The sequence below is a fragment of the Streptomyces parvus genome, assembly GCF_032121415.1.
Taxonomy (GTDB): Bacteria; Actinomycetota; Actinomycetes; order Streptomycetales; family Streptomycetaceae; genus Streptomyces; species Streptomyces globisporus_A.
The window spans coordinates 2,154,223-2,174,778 of record NZ_CP135079.1 but is presented as its reverse complement, the minus strand read 5'-3'; the positions used below and the strand labels follow the sequence as shown (position 1 = coordinate 2,174,778).

The window sequence follows — 20,556 nt, the reverse complement described above, 5'->3', positions numbered from 1 at the left end:
AGGCTCAAACGGTTTCGCAGGCCGATCCTGCCCCTTGCGGCCGGACGGCGAACGGCAGAAGTGCCACTGTTACGTTGTCGTGGCCCCCGCCGTCGAGCGCGTGTCCGACGAGCACCTGGGCGCCGCGCAGCGGGTGTTCCTGGGCGTCGGCGGGGACCGCGGCGGCCATCTCCTCGGCGGATTCGGCGTAGTTCCACAGGCCGTCCGTGCACACGACGACCAGACCGGGCCGGTCCGGCTTGAACGCGGCGGTGTGCGGCTCCAGTTCGTACGCGTCGGCGCCGAGCCAGCCGGTGATGGCGTGGGCGCGCTCGTCCGCGTACGCCTCCGCCTCGTTCATCAAGCCGGCCGCCACCATCTGCGCGGCCCAGGAGTCGTCCTCGGTGAGCCGCGCGGTCGGCTGGGTCCGGTCCTCGGGCACCCAGTAGACCCGGCTGTCGCCGACCCAGCCGACGACCAGCAGCTCGCCCGCCATGACCGCGCCGACCAGGGTGCACGCCGGGGCGTTCTGATGGCGGTGCGCGTCGTGCTCCATCGCCCCGGCCGGCTCCTGCGCCAGGGCGTTGACCGCCTCGGACGCGGCGACGATCGCCTCGTGCATCGCCTGCTGCGGATGCGTACCGCGCGGCAGAGACTCCAGCAGCGACTCGTTGGCGGCGTTCGCGGCGGCGGCCGACGCCTCGTCGGGGCGGCTCGCCGAGGAGACGCCGTCGCAGACGATCGCGACGACGGCGGGCGAACCGTCCGGCAGGGCGGTCGAGGACACCGCGAAGGCGTCCTCGTTGCGGTGGTGCCGCAGGCCCCGGTCGCTCACCGCGGCCACCGAGCCGAGCTCCTGCTCCATGTGGTCGCGCTCGCGGGGCTGGGCGTGCCCGCAGTTCTCGCAGTAGCCGTCGCGGTCCACCCGGCCGGAGCGGCAGGCCACACAGACCTTCTCCCCGGCGGCGGGAGCGGCGGCCGCCGCTTGGTGCTCCGCCGTACGGGGATCGGGCGCGGCCGGCGCGAAGCCACCGGAGTGCTCCGCACCGCCCGGCTCGGCCCGGTCGTCGTGGCGCACCGGAACGGCCGAGGGCTCAGGCCCGCCGACGGGCTCCGGCTCCGGGACCCGTTCCTGCTCCCCCAGGGGCCTGCCGCCCGAGTCCGTCCCCGGCAGGTCCGACGGACGGTGCACGGGCGCGGGCGCGTCCGAGCTGCCGGTCTCCGCGGCGGCGGGCCATCGCACGGCCTCGGCACCCGACGCGGCCGGCGCCGCCTGGGCGGCCGATGCCTCCGGGGCGGCCGGGGGCACGGTGATGGGCATCGTGGGCCGGTCACCGGGGCGCGCGGGCACGGCCGAGAGGTCGTAGCCGCACGCCCCGCAGAACAGATCGCCCGCGGCCGGCGGTTCCTCGCAGCCGGGGCACTTCGCCAGGGCGGGCTGCTGGTGGCTCTGAGACATCTTCACACCCACGTCCGGGGGCGGAAACGGTTGGCCCGCTCCACCAGTTCGATCCTCTCGTCGCCCCGCTGCGCGAGCCGGGCGAGCATCCGGTACGAGCGCTCCAGCCCGAACCGCAGTCCCCGCTCGGTCGGTTCGGCGCCGAGCAGCTTCCGTGCATCCGGCGGACCCGCGTCCGGTCTGCCCGGCCCCGGGGCACCGGGACTACCGGAGAGTACCCAGTCCAGCGCCTTGCCCAGTACCTCCGTCGACAACTGCTCGCGCCGCACGGGGTCCAGACCGAAGGCGCCCAGCGACGTCACCTGGGCCCCGGCGGCCGTCAGATCGCCCAGCAGCGGTTCCCGGGGCGAGCGCTCGCGCAGCCGCGCCCGGACGGCGGCGACCCGCGCCGCGGTGTAGTGGATCGAGGCCTCCGGCACCGACTCCAGGGTGCTCACCGCCGCCCCCCGCTCCCCGGCGGCGATCTGCACCCGGGCCAGGCTGAACGCCGCGCTGACGAACCCCGGATCGGTCGCCCACACCAGGCGGTAGTACTCGGCGGCGTTGTCCAGCTGGCCCAGCACCTCCGCGCAGATCCCGAGCGCCAGCTTGGGCGCCATCTCCCCGGGGAACGCGTCGTAGACCGCGTCGAAGGAGAGCGCCGCCGTCTCGTGGTCACCGGTCACCAGCGAGGCGACGCCCCGATACCAGACGACCCGCCAGTCGTCCGCGTGTTCACCCTCCAGGGTGGTCAGCGCACGGGCGGCCGCATCCGGCTCCCGCATCTCCAGCCGGGCCCGCAGCTCCCGCAGCCGGGTCTCCAGCGAGGGGGCGGGGACCGTCTGCAGGGCGGTGATCAGCTCGGCCGGGGCGGCGGCCATCAGACCGGCGAGGAAACCGGCGTTCGGGTCCATCGCGTCGACCCGGGGGACCGGCAGCGCCAACGCGGTGGCCGGGGCGTCGAACCGGGCGAGCCGGACACCCCCGCCGGGGCCGTACGGTCCGGCCGGAGCGGTCTGGACGTACGGTCCGGCCGATGCGCCGGCGGCGTACGGTCCGGCCGGGAGGCCCGGGGCCCGCTCGGCCGCCCGGGGCGCCGGAAGAGGGGCGTGAGCCGGGGGCGCGTACGGGAGCGGAGCCCCGCCGCCCGGCGCGGAACCCCGGACATGGGTCGGCGGCACGGCCAGGGGAGCGGCCCCCGCCGCACCCGGGGCGGGACCGCCGGCCGGCCCGGACGGCTGCGCGCCCACCGGCAGCGCCCCGGCCACCGCGGATGCCACGGCCCCCGGCGCGACCGGAGCCGCACCGCCGTGGACCTGCCCCGAGCCGCCCTGCGCGGGAATGCCGGCCGTGGGACCGCCGCGGCCCTTGCGGCGGCCCAGCGGCCCGCCCCGCGCGGAGCCGGTGTCCCGGCCGCCCAGCTGGGAGACGTCGTCCGTCTGCGGGGCGAACAACTCCGTGTCGACCACGCGCAGTTCCGCGCCGAACAGTGTGGACAGGGCCGGGCGCGGCCGGCCGGTCTGCAGCGCCACGACCTCCCGCAGCACCCCCGTCAGCTGCTCGGCCATCTCCGCGGCGGAGCCGAACCGCCGGGCCGGGTCCGGATCGGTGGCCCGCACCAGCAGCCGGTAGAACGACTCGTAGGTGCGGAACACCTCGATGGTGTCCGGGTCCGGCAGCGAGTCCACGAAGACGTTCGTGTACCCCTGGAAGTCGAAGGTGAGGACCGCCAGCGTCCGGGCCACCGTGTACAGGTCGGAGGCGACCGACGGGCCCAGCTCCGCCACCTCGGGGGCCTGGTAGCCGACCGTGCCGTAGATCGCGGACTCGTCGTCGTCCATCCGGCGCACCGCGCCCATGTCGATCAGCTTGAGCTGGTCCTCGGTCTGGATCGCGTTGTCGACCTTGAAGTCGCAGTAGAGCAGATTGCGGCTGTGCAGATGGCCGAGCGCCTCCAGGGCCTCGATGCCGTACGCGCAGGCCTGCTCCACCGGCAGCGGGTCACGCTTCCCGGCCGGGGTGCGGCGGTCGTTGGCGATCTCCTTGAGGGCCTTGCCGCCGACGTACTCCATGACGATGTAGCCGTCGAGGGAGCCGGTGCGCTGGTCCAGGTGCTCGACGAAGTTGTAGATCCGCACGATGTTGGAGTGCTCGATCTCGGCGAGGAAGCGGCGCTCGGAGATCGCGGCCGCCATCGCGTCCTGGTCGCCGGTGTCCAGCAGGCCCTTGAGGACCACCCAGCGGTCGGAGACGGCCCGGTCCACCGCGAGATACACCCAGCCGAGGCCGCCGTGCGCCAGACAGCCCACGACCTCGTACTGGCCGTGCACGATGTCGCCGCCGGTCAGCTTCGGCACGAAGGAGTACGGGTGGCCGCACTTGGTGCAGAACCCCTCCGTACGGCCCGGCCGCTCACCCCGCGAACGGCCCACCGGGGCCCCGCAGTCCGAGCGGGAGCAGAACCGCTTGCGCTCGGGCACCTCCGCCCGCTCCATCACCGCCGTACGCGGATCGGGCCGGGGGACGTCCGGAACCTCCACCAGGCCGACGCCGAGCCGCCCCCGGGCCGAGGCCGCCGACGTCGAGCCGGAGGAGCGCACCGAGACCGAACGGGAGGTGGACGCCCCGGACAGCGAACGCGACAGCCTGCCGGAGACCGAACGGCGCGAGGTCGACGAACGGGACGAGGACCGGGCGGAGGCACGGGAGCTGGAGCGCTGCGAGGAGCTGTCCGGGCCGCTCGCCCGGCCACCCCCGGCGATCCCGGTCGGCGGCGAGGAGACCATGCCCGTCGGCGAGACGACCGGAGCCAGACCGCAGGTGTCGCAGTACAGCTCACCGCCGCCCATGTCCTCGTAGTTCCCCTCGCACGCGGGGCGCTGGCACTGCGTACTCATCGTGATTCCCCCTGTTCGCCCGCGCCTTGCCCGTCCTGCGGTCCGTCGGGCCGGCGCGGCGGCAGCGACTCCGCGACCGCGTGCTGGTAACGCAGGACGGCCTGCTCGGCGACCCGCAGATCGCACGGCGCGCTCCACAGCATGCGGCGTGCCGCGTCGTACCGCTCGATCAGCAGCGGGTCCTCCGCCAGGCCGTGCCGGGCCACCTTCGCCTTGTACGCGTCGAGCCGGCCGCGCAGCTCGGCGCGGACCGCCAGCGGCGCGGTCACCGAGGTCAACGACTCACGGGCGCGCAGCAGTTCGTCCTCGGCCTCCTGCTCCAGGGACTCCAGCAACGGTGAGAGCCGGTGCCACTGGGCGTGCCTGCGGTGTTCCGATGCCGCCGCCAGACGCTCCTGGAGAGCGGTCGGCGGACCGCTCACCGCGGGCACCTCGGACGCGGCGATCTTCGCCAGCACCTCGCCGCGCGCCGCCCGCGCCTCCGTCAGGGTGCGGTCGGCCCGCGAGAGCACGTCCCGCAGCCGCACCAGGCGCGCCTCCGCGTCCTGCCGGACCGCGAGCACCGCCTCGATCTCGCGCCGTACGTCCTCCAGGGCGCGGGCGGCCCGGTCGTAGCGCGAGGTGTCGGGGCGGCCGCCGCCGGGCGCGGCGCTGCCGGGGCCCGGCAGCCAGAACGCCAGCGGGTCCGAGATCACCTGCACCCGCAGCGTCGTCAGCTCCTCGGTGATCTCCGCCAGATCGTCCCCGGCCGGATGCTCACCGGGCCGCACCCCCACCGAGTGCGCCAGCGAACGCGTCCGGTGCAGCTCGGCGGCGAGCAGGTCGATCCGGGCGGGCAGCGCCGACCAGACGGAGTCGGAGGCGACGACCATGTCCAGGGACCTGGCGTACAGCTCGTTCATCCGGGCGACCAGCTCCTGGAGCGAGAACCGCTCGGAGAGCCGGGCCGGGCCTGCGGCCGAAGGCGGCGGCACCGCACCCGGGTTGGCGACCGTGACCGACTCGCCGCGCAGCAGCTCGGTCAGCGCGGCGAGGTCCTCCCGGTTCGGGTGCCGGCGGCGCGCACGGATCTCGCGGGCCTCGGACAGCGCCCCCGCGTACGCGTCGAAGTACCCCCACAGGAGGGTGATCGTCTGCTCGGTGGCGGCCCAGCGCTCCCGGGTGACGCCGGTCAGCTCGGCGCCCTCCAGGAGCCGGCGCCCGGCATGGTCCTGGAGCGCGAGGAGCGAGGTCTCGATGGCCTCGTGCTCCGCCCCGAGCCGGGCCAGCGCACGGTCCGCCTCCTCCCGGTCCATGACCGGTCCGGAGGGCCTCCCCGCGAAGCTGGGGAAGGATCCCGCGACGCCCATCGATCACCTCTCCGCTCTCCCCGCCGGGCCGGTGGGCCCGGCGGGATCGGTCTGCTTCGGTCTTGCTCCGGCCCGCTCGATCCGGTCCGTACGCTGCTGCGGTGCCGCGGCGCGGGTGCCGCGGGGTCAGTCGGTGCGGTACTTGGGGGCGGGTGGTGCGGTGATCCCGGGCAGGCCGGTCGCCAGCCACTTCTCGTAGGACCGCATCCAGGCGCTGTCCCCGCCGCCCGCCCGGTAGTCGACGAGGACCTTGTTGACCCGGGCCACCAGATCGTCGGAGCCCTTCTTCGTGGCGACGCCGTAGTACTCCGTGGTGAACGGGTCCTTCCCCTTGAGCTCCACCGCCGGGTCCTGCGCCGCCTGCCCCGCCGCCAGGGCGTTGTCCGTGACGACCGCGTCGACCTCGCCGAGCTGGAGCCGCACCAGGCAGTCCAGCTGGTTGGGTACGGTCAGCCGGTCCGGATCGCGCTCGGTGCCGTCGAAGTCGTCCTTGTAGAGCGCCCCGAAGGACTTCTTCTCCAGTGCCTCGTACGCCGTCGAACCCTCGGCCGAGCAGACCCGCTTGCCCTTCAGCGAGGAGTCGTAGCCGGTGATCGGCGACTTCTTCGGCGCGAGCACCTGCTGCCCGGCCTGGAAGTAGGCGGTGGAGAAGGAGACCTGCTCCAGCCGCTTGCAGTTGATCGTCATCGTCCGCACGACGACGTCGACCCGGTCGTTCTCCAGAGCGGCGATGCGCTGGTTGGTGGGGATGGCCCGGAAGACCACCGCGTCCGGGTCGCCCAGGAGGTCGTCGGCGATGGCCCGCACCAGATCGATGTCGAACCCTTCCAGGTCCCCGCTCTCCGGATTGCGGTACCCCCAGCGGAAGCTGTTCTGGTCGACGCCCGCTATCAGCTTGCCGCGCTCCTTAATCTTGTCGATGTTCGGCCCGTCGTCGCCGGACGCAGGCAGGCTCGCCTCCGGCTCGGTGCACGCCTCGGCCCGGGCCCGGTCAGCCGTCACCACCCCGCCCGACGTGCCCGCCCCGGCCGGCCCGCCGTTGTGGTGGGCCAGCGGCAGCAGGGTGACCGCGGCGGTGACCGCGCACGCCACCGCCATCCCCGTCACACCGCCCCAGCCGCGCAGGCCGCCGCGCCCGGGCCGGTCCTCGGACCTGCTCATCGCTGCCCCTCTCACCGGTACTCCGAGAGCCTGCGGTTGACCCCGACGATCACGGCGACCGCCCCCAGCACCGCCAGGGCCGCGGCCCCGGTCGGCAGGCCGCGCAGGGCTCCGCGCCCGTCCTTCGCGGCCGAGGTGAACTCGCTCTGCTCATGGGCGAGCGCCTTCTCCAGTGCGGCGTCCACCTGCTGGAAGGACTGCCCGGTGGACTTCTCCGTCCCGATGATCTGCTCCAGCGCGCCGTCGTAGTCGCCCCGGTCGTCCGTGGCCCGGGCCTCGCGGTGCCGCGCCTGCCACTGCGCCACGCCGTCCGCCGCCGTGGCCACCGGCGCGCTCCCGCTGTCGTCGTCCGCGAGCCGCTCGGCCTTGTCCAACTGCGCCTTCAGCGCCTTCATCCCCGAGCCGTAGTCCGCCTCGTACTGGTCGGCGGAGCCGTCGGGCGTCAGCACCGCGCCCCGCGCCACCAGCGTGAGGTTCTCGTTGGCGCGCGCCTTCAGGGAGTTGATCCGCGCGTCGTTGAGGACGTCCAGCGACTCCTGGCCGTGCACCATCGCCGACCGCAGCTCCGCGCGGGCCACCGTGTGCCCCCCGGCCAGCCAGACCACCGCCACGGAGGCGGCGGCCGTCGCCGCCAGCAGCCCGTGGTTCAGCACCCGGTTCGTCCGGCGGTAGGTGCGCCGCTGCATCCACCCCAGCGCTCCCACCACGACGATCCCGGCGCCGATCGACCACAGCGGCCACTGCCGGGCGTCGGTCGAGTCGCTCTCCAGCCGGCCCGTCTCCGCCGCGTACAGCCGCTCGGCGGCGGGGAGCATCTCGCCGGCCATCTTCTGGTTCGCGTACCGGAGATAGGCGCCGCCCAGGGGCAGGCCCTGGCGGTTGTTGGCGCGGGCGCGCTCGATCAGGCCCGTGTAGACCGGGAGCAGCTTGTTGAGGGTGGCTATCTCACGGCTGGACGCACTGGCGGAGTCGGTGCTCCCCGACGCCTTCACCAGCAGCCGGGCCGCCTCCTCGATGTCCTTCCGGTACTGCTCCTGCGCGGCCTCGGGCTCCTGCGCCCCCGCGAGGAACCCACTGGCCGCCGTCGTGTCCGCGTCCGCCAGGAAGCGGTAGATGTCCGCCGCGTCGGCGCTGAGCGGCTGACTGCGGCTGACCACGTCGTCGGCCGAAGAGGCCCGCTGCGATGTCTCCAGCGTGGTCACCGCGCCGAACGCGACGACCAGCAGGGCCAGAACCGCCCCGATGATCTGGAGCCGGCCGGGCTCGGTGGTCGCCACGGCACGCAGGCGCTGTGTGTGCGCTGCCCACGTGGTGGCGCGCTGTGCGGGCACGCCGGCGTGCCCGGACACCGGGCCCGGGGTACGCAGCGTCTGCGAGCCGCCGCTCGGCGGGTGTGTCACTCGACCTCCCCCTCGGTCACTGACAGTGGGTCCCCGTCCCGTCCTCGTCGTCAGTATCCGCATTCGATCAGGGCGGACACGGCCGATCAAGGCAAGCAGCGCAACGTGCCCGAATACATCCCCATAAGCGAACGGACTTCCCATCAGGTACACGTTCCAGAAGCCCGATCGGTTCCCTCACGCCCCTCGTACGACGGCCGTTCACCCGTACGGGGAACGGACGAGGAGCGTCCCCCCACGCGTATCGCGTGAGGGGACGCCCCGCCGATCTCCGACCGGTCCCGGTCCTCAGGCGTACCGCGCGCGCAGCTTCCGGTGGACCTCCGGACCCGCGCCCGTCCGGTCCAGCCCCAGCAGCGCCGCGCCCAGCACCGGCGGCTCGGACACGACGCGCACCTCGGCCTTCGGGGCGCGGGCAGCCAGCAGCGCGGCGATACGGTCGTTGAGCTGCGGGTGGCGGGCGGCCAGCACACTGCCGCCGAGCAGTACCGGAACCTCCTCCTCCAGCAGGTCGAGGCGGTCCAGCGCGACCGAGGCCATCGCCACCACCTCGTGCGCCTGCCGCTTCACCAGCGCGGCCGCCACCGGGTCCCCGGCCTCCGCCGTGGCGAACAGCACCGGCGTCAGCTCGTGCCGCCGCGTCAGCGGTATCGCGCCCCGGTGCAGCGCTTCGATCAGCCCGTACATCGAATCGAGCCCGAAGTGGCCCGGCAGCGCGCGTGCCAGCTCCGACGGCTCGCCGCGCCCGTCCTCGGCACGCGCGGCGAACCACAGCGCCTCCTCCGCGAGCCCCGAACCGCCGCCCCAGTCCCCGGAGATGCGCCCGATCGCGGGGAAGCGGGCGGTCCGCCCGTCCGGGGTCATGCCCACGCAGTTGATGCCGGCCCCGCACACCACCGCGACCCCCCGGGGCTCGTCCACCCCGGCGCGCAGGATCGCGAAGGTGTCGTTGCGCACCTCCACCGAGGAGCCCCACCCGCGGGACCCCAGAGCCGCGGCCAGCTCGGCCTCCTCGACCGGCAGATCGGCGTTGGCCAGACAGGCGGAGACATGACCGGAGAGGACGGGCGGAGCCGGCAGCTCCGCGACCGCCCGCCCCAGCACCTCGGCCAGCACGTCGAGCGCGGCCTCCACACCGATCACCGGCGGCTGGAAACCGCCGCCGCGCGCTGTGGCCAGCACCGTGCCGTCCTTGCCGATCAGTGCCACATCGGTCTTGCTGTTGCCCGCGTCGATGGCGACGACCGACACGTTCACGCCCACGCCAGGTGCTCCCGGTTGTGTGCGATCAGCCGGTCGGTGAGCCCCTCGGCGTAGTCGAACTGACCGATCAGCGGGTGGGCCAGCAGCGCCTTGAAGACCCGGTCCCGGCCACCGCGCAGCGCGGCTTCCAGGGCGAGGTCCTCGTACGCCGTGACGTTCGCGATGAGGCCGGCGTACAGCGGGTCCAGCGCCGGGACGGCCAGCGGCGTCGCACCGTCGCGCCCGACTCGGGCCTGCACCTCGATCACCGCGTCGTCCGGGAGGAACGGCAGGGTCCCGTTGTTGTACGTGTTGACCACCTGGACGGGGGAGCCGCCGTCGCCCAGCAGCGAGGCCGCCAGATCCACGGCCGCCTCGGAGTAGAACGCGCCGCCGCGCTTGGCGAGCAGCTCGGGCTTCTCGTCGAGCGCGGGATCGCCGTACATCGTGAGGAGTTCCTTCTCCATCGCCGCGACCTCGGCGGCCCGGGAGGGCTTGGTGCCCAGCTCCCTCACCACCTCGTCGTGGGCGTAGAAGTAGCGCAGGTAGTAGGAGGGGACGACGCCGAGCCGGTCGATGATCCGCCGGTCCATGCGCAGGTCGTCGGCGATGGCGTCGCCGTGCTCCGCGAGCAGTTTCGGCAGGACGTTCTCGCCGTCCGGGCCGCCGAGACGCACCCCCAGCTCCCAGCTCAGGTGGTTGAGCCCGACGTGGTCGAGGTGCACCTGGCCCGGCTCCACCTCCAGCAGCCGGGCGAACTTCCGCTGGAAGCCGATCGCCACGTTGCACAGGCCGACGGCCTTGTGCCCGGCCTGGAGGAGGGCGCGGGTGACGATGCCGACCGGGTTGGTGAAGTCGATGATCCAGGCGTCCGGGTTGGTGCGGCGGACCCGCTCGGCGATGTCCAGGACGACCGGCACGGTGCGCAGCGCCTTGGCGAGGCCGCCCGCGCCGGTGGTCTCCTGGCCGACGCAGCCGCACTCCAGCGGCCAGGTCTCGTCCTGGTTGCGCGCGGCCTGTCCGCCGACGCGCAGCTGGAGCAGGACCGCGTCCGCGTCGGCGACGCCCGCGTCGATGTCGGTGGTCGTCGTGATCTTCCCGGCGTGCTCCTGCTTGGCGAAGATCCGCCGGGCGAGGCCGGAGACCAGCTCCAGGCGGTCGGCCGCGGGGTCGACGAGTACCAGCTCCTCGATCGGCAGCGTGTCCCGCAGCCGCGCGAATCCGTCGATCAGTTCAGGGGTGTAGGTGGACCCGCCACCCACTACTGCGAGCTTCATGTCAGCCCTTTACTCCGGTCAGTGTGACGCCCTCGACGAATGCCTTCTGGGCGAAGAAGAAGACGGCGATCACGGGGGCCATGACCAGAACGGTCGCGGCCATGGTCAGGTTCCAGTCGGTGTGGTGTGCGCCCTTGAAGGATTCGAGGCCGTAACTGAGCGTCCAGGCGGCCGGGTTCTCCGAGGCGTAGATCTGTGGTCCGAAGTAGTCGTTCCAGGCGGCGAAGAACTGGAAGAGGGCGATGGCCGCGATCCCGGGTCTGGCCATCGGCAGGACGACCTTCATCAGCGTACGGAACTCGCCGCAGCCGTCGACCTTCGCGGCGTCCAGGTATTCGTTCGGGATGGTCAGCAGGAACTGCCGCAGCAGGAAGATGGAGAACGCGTCGCCGAAGGCCATCGGGATGATCAGCGGCCACAGGGTGCCGGACAGGTCCATCTGCTTCGCCCAGAACAGGTACATGGGGATGATGACGACCTGCGGCGGCAGCATCATCATCGAGATGACGAGCATCAGCGACAGCTTGCGGCCCCGGAAGCGGAACTTCGCCAGCGCGTACGCCACCGGGATCGACGACACCACGGTGAGGACGGTGCCGACCCCCGCGTACAGCAGGGTGTTGCGCCACCAGGTCAGAAAGCCCGGGGTGTTGAAGACCCGTTCGTAGTTGGCCCACTCCCAGGTGTTCGGGGTGAGGTCGCGGGTCAGCGCCTGCTGGTCGCTCATCAGCGAGGTCAGCACCACGAAGACGAAGGGCAGCACGAAGAAGAGCGCGGCGGCGATCCCGAGGGAGTGCACGGCGATCCAGTGCAGCAGCGCCTTGCGGCGTGCGGTGCGGGCGGCGGGCGTCCGCGGGCCGCGAGCGGTCGAGGGCGAAGGGGCGGCGGTCTTGTCGAGGAGGTGGGTCATGGCTCAGTCACCGGCCGAGATCAGGTTGTTGCGGCCCCGCATCAGCAGCGCCGTGAAGGCCATGGCCAAGGCGAACAGGACGAGGGCGACGACACAGGCGGCGCCGTAGTCGAAGCGCTGGAAGCCCAGGTTGTAGACGAGCTGCGGAAGCGTCAGTGTCGACTTGTCGGGATAGCCGGGTTCGAAGGACTGGCCGGAGCCGCCGATGACCCCGGAGGCGACCTTTCCGGCGACCAGCGGCTGCGTGTAGTACTGCATCGCCTGGATGACGCCCGTCACCACCGCGAAGAGCACGATCGGCGAGATGTTCGGCAGGGTCACGAAGCGGAACTTCTGCCAGGCGGACGCCCCGTCCAGCTCCGCCGCCTCGTACTGCTCGCCCGGCACGTCCAGCAGCGAGGCCATGAAGATCACCATCAGGTCCCCGATGCCCCACACCGCGAGCATGGTGAGCGCCGGCTTGGACCAGGAGGCGTCGTTGAACCAGCCGGGCGTCGGCAGCCCGAACTCCCCGAGGATCGCGTTGACCGGCCCCGTGCCGGGGTTGAGGAGGAAGACGAAGGCCAGCGTCGCGGCGACCGGCGGGGCCAGATAGGGCAGGTAGAACAGGGTCCGGAAGACCCCGGCGCCCGTCTTGATCTTCGTGATCAGCAACCCGACGCCGAGCCCGAAGACCACCCGGCAGGTGACCATCACGACCACCAGCCACAGCGTGTTGCGCAGCGACGGCCAGAACATCGGGTAGTCGCTGAAGACGTACGTCCAGTTGGTCAGCCCGTTGAAGGCCGGCGCCCCGAAACCGTCGTACTGCGTGAAGGAGAAGTAGACGGTCGAGACCATCGGGTAGGCGAAGAAGACCGAGAACCCGATCAGCCACGGCGACATGAAGGCCGCCGTGCGCAGCGCCGACCTGCGGCGCTTCGAGCGGAGCGTGTGCGTCGTCATCGAGGGCTACTTGGCCTTGGCGATGTCGGTGTCGATCTGCTGCGCGGTCTTCTCCAGACCGGCCTGGAGGTCCTTCACCGCGCCCTTCTCGTACTGGAAGCCGAAGTCCTGGATCGTCTGCTGGTACGTCGAGCCGTTGACGGCCCCGTCGGGGGTGTTGGACTTCGGGTGCTGCGCGATCTCCAGGAACGTCTTGAAGCGCGGGTCGAACGTCAGGTCCGGCGACTTCAGCGCCTCGAAGGTGGAGGGCACGTTCCGGATGCCGTTGGCGAAGTCCACGACCGCCTTGGTGTCGCTGGTCATGAACTTGACCAGCTCCCAGGCGGCGTTCTGCTTCTTGCTGGCCGGGGCGATGCCCACGATGGTGCCGGAGAGGAACCCCTTGCCGTAGCTGTCGGCCTCGTCGTCGGCGACGGGCATCGGCGCGACGCCGATCTCGAAGTCGACCCCGGCGTCCTCGGCCATCCCGAGCCGCCACTCGCCGTCCAGCTGCATGGCGACCTGACCGGTGTGGAAGGGGTGCTTGGCACCCCACTCGTCACCGAAGGTGCCCCGGTACTTCTCCAGCTTGTCGTAGCCGCCGAGATCCTCGACGAGCTTCTTCTGGTACGTGAACATCTCCGCGAACGCCGGGTCCTTGGCGATGTTGGACTTGCCGTTCTCGTCGAAGTACGTGTGGTCCCACGAGGAGAGGTAGTGGTCGGCGACGGTCTCGTAACCGTGGAAGGTCGGCATGAAGCCGAGTTGCTCGTAGCTGCCGCCCTTCTCCACCGTGAGCTTCTTGGCGACGCTCGCCAGCTCGGACATCGTCTTCGGCGGGGCGGTGATCCCGGCCTTCTTGAAGGCGTCCTTGTTGTAGTAGAGGCCGTAGGCGTCGGTGAGCAGCGGCAGGGAGCAGCGCTTGCCCTCGAACTGGGTGTAGTCCAGGAGGACCTTCGGGAAGGTCTTCTCCAGGTCCAGCTTCGACTTCTCGATGAACGGCTTCAGATCGGCGAAGGCGCCGGAGGAGCAGAACTTGCCGACGTTGGCGGTGGTGAACGAGGAGACCACGTCGGGTCCGTTCGAACCGCCCGCGCGCAGCGCCTGGTTGAGCTTGTCGTCGTTGATGTTGCCGGAGACCTTCACCGTGATGTTCGGGTGGGCCTTCTCGAACCGGTCGATGTTGTCCTGGACCGCCTTCACCTCGGCGGGCGCGCTCCAGCCGTGCCAGAAGTTGATCGTGGTCTTCGCGTTCGGGTCGTCGGAGGCGCCGGCCTCGGACTGGCCGGTACACGCGGTGGCGAGCACCGATATCGCGGCGACGGCGACAGCGGCGGTGGTGAGACGGCTGGTGCGCATGACGAGACTCCCAGGGACCAGGGACGGGAAAGAGAAGGGGACGGCAGGAACGGGAAGCGGGGGACAGGCTCAGCGTGAGGTGTCGAACACTTCGTCGCGGGTGTCGGCGAGCGCCCTCTCCAGGGCGCCGCGCAGAACGGGGGTGCGGTCGATCTCGCCGACCACCAGGCGCGGCCGGGAGGCGGCCAGCTCGGCCAGCTCGGACTGGATCAGGGAGCGCAGGATCTCGCCGCCCGCCGCGACCGCCCCGCCGGAGAGCACGATCAGCCCGGGGTCCAGGACGGCGGTGACGGAGGCCAGACCGGTGGCGAGCCGCTGGGCGTACTGGCGCAGCAGCTCGGTGAACGCCTCGTCCTCCTCGTACGCGTCGGCGGCCCGCGCCAGCAGTTCGGCGGCGACCTTCGCGTACGGCTGCTGCGGGGTGTCGATGCCCAGCGCCTTCGCGATCCGGGGCACCGCCTGGGCGCCCGCCAGCTCCTGGAAGCCGCCGCTGTTGGCCTTGACGACCTGGCGGACCAGCGGGGTGCCGGGCACCGGCAGGAAGCCGACCTCGCCCGCGCCGCCGGTGAAACCGCGGTGCAACCGGCCGTTGATGACGAGGGCGGCGCCGAGGCCCTCCTCGTTCCACAGCAGTACGAAGTCCTCGTGGCCGCGGGCCGCACCGAGGCGCTGCTCGGCGACGGCGACGAGGTTGACGTCGTTCTCGTACTCCACCGGCATCGGCAGGAACGCGGCCAGCTCGTCCAGCAGGGCGGGGGAGTGCCAGCCGGGCAGGTGCGAGGCGTACCGCAGCCGCCCGGTGCCCGGGTCGAACGCGCCCGGGGTGCCGATGACGATCCGGTGCACGTCCGCGCGGGTCAGCCCCGCCTCCTTGACCGCCCCGTCCAGCCCGTCGGCGACCTGCCGCACCACGCTGTCGGCGCGCCGCCCCGGGGTGGCCAGCTCGAACTGCCCGACGGTCGCCCCGGTCACGTCCGCGACGGCGGCGACGATGCGCTGCCCGTTCACGTCGAGCCCGGCGACATGGGCGGCGCGGGGGTTCACCGTGTAGAGCTGCGCGTTGGGTCCCGGGCGCCCCTCGCTGGTCCCGGTGGCGACGACGAGCCCGGCCGCCTCCAGCCGGGCCAGCAGCTGGGAGGCGGTGGGCTTGGAGAGCCCGGTCAGCTTGCCGACCCGGGTCCGGGAGAGCGGCCCGTGCTCCAGCAGCAGATCGAGGGCGGCCCGGTCGTTCATGGCCCGCAGCACGCGCGGGGTGCCCGGAGTGCCGGACGCGCCGGGTGGGCCAGGAGTGGTTCCCGCCATCGTGGATGCACCGCCCTCTGTCAGGAACTCACGTCCGTGACGTCCATCCGCGACGCCGGTCCGTGACTCTGTTAGGAAAGTTTCCTATTCGGTTGAGAGGACGGTAGGGCGCAGGTCACCGGGGCGTCAATGGGTGCCACCCGCCCGGCAATCAAAGTGTTACCTGCGACGCGGACGCCCCCGGCCGCGGTCCTGGGATCCAGGCGCGGCCGGGGGCGTCGGCAAAAGGGCTGCCTACTGCTTGTTCAGGTTCGCCGGCGGCGGTATCGGGGTGGCCGCCATCGACTGCGGGGAGGTCGCCGACGCGTACGCGGAGGGGGCCGCCATCGCCGCCGTCGGGTCCGCCGAGGACTCGCCCTCGGTCTGGGGCGGCAGCGCGCCGATCATGCGGATGCCCGCGTCGTCCAGCGCCTGCTTGATGCGCCAGCGCAGCTCGCGCTCCACTCCGATCGACTTGCCCGGCATCGTCTTCGCGGTCACCCGGACGGTCATCGAGTCCAGCAGCACCGCGTCCAGGCCGAGCACCTCGACCGGGCCCCACAGCCGCTCCGACCAGGGCTCTTCCTTGGTCATCGTCTCGGCCGCCGCGGTGATCGCCTTACGGACCTGCTCCAGGTCCTCGGTCGGGCGCACCGTGACATCGACCCCGGCCGTGGACCAGCCCTGGCTGAGGTTGCCGATCCGCTTCACCTCGCCGTTGCGGACGTACCAGATCTCGCCGTTGTCGCCGCGCAGCTTGGTGACGCGCAGGCCCACCTCGATGACCTCGCCGGAGGCGACGCCCGCGTCGATGGTGTCGCCGACCCCGTACTGGTCCTCCAGGATCATGAAGACGCCGGAGAGGAAGTCCGTGACCAGGTTGCGGGCGCCGAAGCCGAGCGCCACACCCGCGACACCGGCGGAGGCCAGGAGTGGCGCCAGGTTGATCTTGAAGGCGCCCAGGACCATCAGCGCCGCCGTGCCCATGATCACGAACGAGGCCACCGAACGCAGCACCGAGCCGATCGCCTCCGAGCGCTGGCGTCTGCGCTCCGCGTTCACCAGCAGCCCGCCCAGCGCCGTGCCCTCCACGGCCTGGGCGCTGCGGTTCATCCGGTCGATGAGGTTGGTCAGGGCGCGCCGGATCAGATAACGCAGCGTGATCGCCACGGCGACGATCAGCAGGATGCGCAACCCGGTGCTCAGCCAGGTGGACCAGTTCTCCTCGACCCAGCCCGCGGCGTTCCCGGCCTGTTCGGCGGCATCGCCCAACGAGCCACCCGGCTCGGGAGACGGGGCTGCGGCCAAGAGGACGGACAGGGACACGACGGGGACCTCCAGGGGGACGACGGCTGGTCAACAACACTAACGAAGCCGGGGGAGTGGATCGTTGCCGTCGCGGGAGGAGAGACGGGTCTCACCGGGAACGCCTGTGCTGTGGCCGATCGCACAGCGCGGACGGCCGCCCTGGTGAGGCACCTGTTCGACCCCGCGGAACGGTGCCCCGGGCCCGGGGTGAGAAAAATCCTCCCGGCCCGTTACCCGTACGTGGTGGCGCTTCGACCAGGCATGAGGAGAGACTGAGATCGGATCGTCCCGGCGCGAGCCACGCGCCGCCGGCGTACAAGGAGGCATCCACCGTGCCGCACGTCCTGGTTCTCAACGCGTCGTACGAGCCGCTCGGCGTCGTACCGCTCCGCCGCGCGCTCGTCCTCGTCCTCGAGAACAAGGCCATCTGTCTTGAGGAGTCCGGCGCCTTCCTGCACAGTGCCACCCGCGCCGTGCCCGCACCCAGTGTGGTCCGGCTCAAGCGCTTCGTCCGGGTGCCCTACCGGGGCCCCGTCCCCCTGACGCGGCGGGCGCTGTTCGCCCGGGACGGCGGGCGCTGCATGTACTGCGGGGCCGCCGCCACCAGCGTCGACCACGTCATCCCGCGCAGCCGCGGCGGTCAGCACGCCTGGGACAACGTGGTGGCGGCCTGCCGCCGCTGCAACCACGTCAAGGCCGACCGCCACCTCCCCGAGCTGGGCTGGCGGCTGCGCCACGAGCCCGCCCCGCCGACCGGCCTGGCCTGGCGGATCATCGGGACAGGTCACCGCGACCCGCGCTGGCTGCCGTACCTGCAACCGTTCGGCGCGGACGACGTGATGGCCCGGATCGACGGCGTGTCCGCCTGAGTCCGGGCCTTCGTCGTCCTCCGTCGTCCTTCGGCTCCCCCGTACGGCTCAGTCGTCCGCGACCGCGTAGGCCTCCACCGACCAGAGCGAGTAGCCGTACTGCGTGGCCCGGCTCCCGCCCTGCACCCGGATGAACCGGGTGTCCTTCGCGTCCATCCGGACCGACTCGCGCCCGCCCCGGCCCTCCGCCACGGTCGCGGCGGTCCGCCAGACGCGGCCGTCGGCGGAGACCTGTACGCGGTAGCGGGAGGCGTACGCGTCCTGCCAGCTCAGCACCACCTGGCCCAGCCGCACCGGCTTCTCCAGCTCGGTCTGCCACCAGGCGCCGTCCTCCACCGGCGAGGACCACCGGGTCTCCGGATCGCCGTCGGTGGCCGCCGACGCGGGGAAGTCCGGGGTCTCGTCGCCGGACGAGGAGGCCTTCGCCGTACGCGCCAGATCCGGGCCGCCCGTACGCGGGAAGGCCCGCACGGTCAGCGTCGACTCCTGGCCGCCGAAGGCCAGCGGCACCTCGTACTCGCCCGCCGGGGTGTCCTTCGGGACGGTGATGTCCACGGGCACCTCCGTACGCGATCCGCGCGGCACGGTCGTCTGCTTCGGGACCCGCACCTCGATGCCCTTCGGGGCCTTCGCGGTGAGCTTGCCCTTGACCTCGACCGGACGCCGGCCCGCCAGCCGCGCCGCGACCCGCTGGGGTTCGCCGCCGATCTCCGCGTCGGTCTCGCCGTGCTTCAGGTCGAGCGTGGCCGCGGGCTCGTCGCCGAACCACGGCACCAGGGCCCGTACCTGCGGGGCCCCCGCCACGACGGCGGGCGCGGCGGGCGGGGTCGGGCTCAGATAGGGCGGCCGGGCGGTCCGGGCGGCCTCCGGCACGGTGACCCGTACGGCGTCGGCGCGCAGCCCCTTCGCGGGGGTCTGGGTGAAACCGCTCGGCGACAGCCGCCCGAGCGGGCGCCACCCCTCACCGGGCACATGGGCCTCCACCACGGCGTCGGCGAGGGCGGCCCCGGGCTCGGCGAGCGCCGTGACGGCCTCCACCGGGCGGGCCGCGTCCAGCCGGACCGTATAGCCGCCGGCGTCCTTGGAGACCCGGCCCGAGGCGCGGTCGGTGCCGTTCCACCCGGCTGCCGCCTTGGCCGCCCTGTCCAGGAACGGGTCCAGCACCCCCTTGCCGACCGTGGCCCGGCTCGCCCTGATCTCCTCGCGCAGCGGCTCCAGGGCCAGCTGGATGCGCCAGGCGGCGGCACCGTCCCCGGCGGCCTGGGCCTGGAGGAGGTCCACCGCCAGCTCACCGGCCCGGCCGTAACGGGCCAGCTGCTCGGTCCAGGGGCGCACCTCGTCGCTCAGCCGGCCCTCCGCGGGGGTCTTCAGCCGCTCGGGGGCCTGCCGCATCACGGAGAACGCCGCCCGCAGCCCGTCCGCCGCCCGGTCGCGGCGGGAGGCGTCGGCGCGGGTGGTCCAGAACGCGTCGAACAGGGGCTGGAGGTAGGCGGACTCCTCCGCGCCGAGCACCGAGCCGGCGCTGTTCCCGGCGAGGGCCACCAGCGCGTCCCGGGCGGACGCGTCCCCGCCCGCCAGATCGTCGACCGCCGCCCGCCAGGACGCGGCGGGGTCGTACCCCTTCGGGTTCCAGGCGAAGTCGGCTGCGGTGAACAGCGGGATCCGGGAGGCGGACGGCTGCCCCATCGCATTGGCCAGCAGCGCGGCCGAACCGCTCGCCACCGCCGGGTCCCGGCCGGTGTACGGGCCGAGGAAGATGCGGTCCTGGGCGTAGTCGTTGACCGGGTAGTTGTCCATTGTCACCAGCGGGTGGCGGAACGCGGCGCGGGCCCCGGCCAGTTCACCCCCGGTGATCTTCTTCGGGACCACCCCGACACCCGTCCAGGCCACCTGCACCCGGTCGTCCAGCTCGGCCGCCAGCGCGGTGCGGTAGTCGGTGGCGCCGTCCTGGTAGAACTCCGTCGGCAGGACGGACAGGGGGGCCGCGTCCGGGTGCCGTTCCGCCAGATGCCGGGCGAGGGCGCCCGCCACCCGGGCCTGGGCGCGGGCCGCCGCCTTCGGACCGCTGCCGAAGGTCTCGGCGTCCAGATCGCAGTGCCACTCGCTGTAGCTGACGTCCTGGAACTGGAGCTGGAAGACCCGGACGCCCAGCGCCCACATCGCGTCGACCTTCCTGGTCAGCGCCTTGACGTCCTGGTCGGATGCCATGCACATCGCCTGACCGGGGGAGACGGCCCAGCCGAGCGTGACGTGTTGGGCGCGGGCGCGCTCGGCCAGCGCCCGGAAATCGGCCCGCCTGTCCGCGGGGTAGGGCTCGCGCCAGCGCGCCAGCCGGTAGGGGTCGTCGCCCGCCGCGTAGAGATAGCGGTTCTGCTTCGTGCGGCCCATGAAGTCGATCTGGGCGAGCCGCTCCTCGCGGGTCCACGGCTGTCCGTAGAACCCCTCGGCCATGCCGCGTACGGCGGTTCCCGGCCAGTCCCGGACGGTCACCCCGGCCACCGATCCGCCGGCGACGAGTTGACGCAGAGTCTGGACGGCGTGGAACAGGCCGTCCGCGCCGAGCCCTTCCAGCGCGACGGTGGACCGTCCGGCGACCTCGCCGACCGCGAGCCGGTAGCCGCCCGACGGCAGATCGGCCCGGTCGGCAGCGCGCAGCGCCCGCAGCGCCTCGCCGGCGCCCGTGCCGCCGAGCCGGACCACGGGGCCGCGGCCCGGCAGGCTCTCGTGCAGGGTCCGGACGCCCGCCGAGCGCAGCAGCGAGCGTGCCTGCTCGACGGCGTACGGATCGGCGTCCGGCGCGGCGACGAGTGTGGCCTCGCCGCCGAGCGGCACGGCGGGCCCGGTGGCCCGCATGCTCTGGGGGCGGGGCCACACGGACGGGGTCCGCGCGCTGTCGGCACGGTCGGCGGTGTCGGTGACGGGCCTGCCGGGATCGCTGGGGGCGGCCGCCGCCGACGGAGCGACGGAGACGGATCCGAGGAGTCCGCCGATCACGGCGGCGGCCACGGCCGTCGCCTGCCTTCTGCGCCCGATCCGCACGTCGCGTCCCCTTCCGTACGTCCCCACTGCCCCTGGCGGGCTCCGAGCCCACCACCCGGGCGCAAGGGTGTCAATGCGCTTGGCCGTTCTGCCCGAATTGCCGGTAATTGCGACACTTCGGGA

The 20,556-nt window shown here is 72.8% G+C and carries 14 protein-coding genes; 1 reads left to right on the top strand and 13 read right to left on the bottom strand.

Going from position 1 to position 20,556, the window contains the following annotated elements:
• Window positions 1-4: 4 nt before the first annotated feature.
• The 12 genes from RNL97_RS10680 to RNL97_RS10625 all read right to left on the bottom strand — a co-directional run bounded on the left by RNL97_RS10680 (window position 5) and on the right by RNL97_RS10625 (window position 16,543).
• On the bottom strand, window positions 5-1,438 hold the full coding sequence (locus tag RNL97_RS10680) for a protein phosphatase 2C domain-containing protein (protein ID WP_313750622.1): 1,434 nt from the start codon (window positions 1,436-1,438) through the stop codon (window positions 5-7).
• A 2-nt stretch (window positions 1,439-1,440) separates the two neighbouring features.
• Window positions 1,441-4,314: a serine/threonine-protein kinase gene (locus tag RNL97_RS10675; protein ID WP_313750621.1), complete on the bottom strand. Its 2,874-nt coding sequence runs from the start codon at window positions 4,312-4,314 to the stop codon at window positions 1,441-1,443.
• The gene (locus tag RNL97_RS10670; protein WP_030577133.1) at window positions 4,311-5,663 is read right to left on the bottom strand and encodes a coiled-coil domain-containing protein; all 1,353 of its coding nucleotides are present in this window, start codon (window positions 5,661-5,663) and stop codon (window positions 4,311-4,313) included. Before RNL97_RS10670 ends, RNL97_RS10675 begins: the two co-directional genes overlap by 4 nt.
• Before the next feature lie 126 nt (window positions 5,664-5,789).
• Window positions 5,790-6,824, bottom strand: coding sequence for a glutamate ABC transporter substrate-binding protein (locus tag RNL97_RS10665; protein WP_030577137.1), 1,035 nt, complete (start codon window positions 6,822-6,824; stop codon window positions 5,790-5,792).
• A gap of 11 nt (window positions 6,825-6,835) precedes the next feature.
• Window positions 6,836-8,224, bottom strand: coding sequence for a hypothetical protein (locus tag RNL97_RS10660; RefSeq protein ID WP_313750620.1), 1,389 nt, complete (start codon window positions 8,222-8,224; stop codon window positions 6,836-6,838).
• Window positions 8,225-8,512: 288 nt separating this feature from the next.
• Window positions 8,513-9,487, bottom strand: a complete 975-nt coding sequence (locus tag RNL97_RS10655; protein WP_030577143.1) for an N-acetylglucosamine kinase — start codon at window positions 9,485-9,487, stop codon at window positions 8,513-8,515.
• On the bottom strand, window positions 9,478-10,743 hold the full coding sequence (locus RNL97_RS10650) for a 6-phospho-beta-glucosidase (RefSeq protein WP_030577146.1): 1,266 nt from the start codon (window positions 10,741-10,743) through the stop codon (window positions 9,478-9,480). The genes RNL97_RS10655 and RNL97_RS10650 overlap by 10 nt, the downstream gene beginning before the upstream one ends.
• A 1-nt stretch (window position 10,744) precedes the next feature.
• Window positions 10,745-11,653, bottom strand: coding sequence for a carbohydrate ABC transporter permease (locus RNL97_RS10645; protein ID WP_030577149.1), 909 nt, complete (start codon window positions 11,651-11,653; stop codon window positions 10,745-10,747).
• 3 nt (window positions 11,654-11,656) lie between these two features.
• On the bottom strand, window positions 11,657-12,598 hold the full coding sequence (locus tag RNL97_RS10640; RefSeq protein WP_030577151.1) for a carbohydrate ABC transporter permease: 942 nt from the start codon (window positions 12,596-12,598) through the stop codon (window positions 11,657-11,659).
• 6 nt (window positions 12,599-12,604) lie between these two features.
• On the bottom strand, window positions 12,605-13,936 hold the full coding sequence (locus RNL97_RS10635) for an ABC transporter substrate-binding protein (RefSeq protein ID WP_313750619.1): 1,332 nt from the start codon (window positions 13,934-13,936) through the stop codon (window positions 12,605-12,607).
• Between the two features lie 69 nt (window positions 13,937-14,005).
• The gene (locus tag RNL97_RS10630) at window positions 14,006-15,238 is read right to left on the bottom strand and encodes an ROK family transcriptional regulator (RefSeq protein ID WP_313750618.1); all 1,233 of its coding nucleotides are present in this window, start codon (window positions 15,236-15,238) and stop codon (window positions 14,006-14,008) included.
• Between the two features lie 234 nt (window positions 15,239-15,472).
• Window positions 15,473-16,543 (bottom strand): mechanosensitive ion channel family protein, encoded by a 1,071-nt coding sequence (locus tag RNL97_RS10625; RefSeq protein ID WP_030577160.1) that lies wholly within the window; start codon window positions 16,541-16,543, stop codon window positions 15,473-15,475.
• 314 nt (window positions 16,544-16,857) lie between these two features.
• Between RNL97_RS10625 and RNL97_RS10620 the strand changes: the two genes are divergently transcribed.
• A complete protein-coding gene (locus tag RNL97_RS10620) occupies window positions 16,858-17,394 on the top strand; it encodes an HNH endonuclease (RefSeq protein WP_030577163.1) in 537 nt (178 codons plus the stop codon).
• Between the two features lie 48 nt (window positions 17,395-17,442).
• Here the strand turns inward: RNL97_RS10620 and RNL97_RS10615 are convergent, their stop codons facing one another.
• Complete coding sequence (locus RNL97_RS10615) at window positions 17,443-20,433, bottom strand: beta-N-acetylglucosaminidase domain-containing protein (protein WP_313750617.1); 2,991 nt, start codon at window positions 20,431-20,433, stop codon at window positions 17,443-17,445.
• Window positions 20,434-20,556 lie beyond the last annotated feature (123 nt).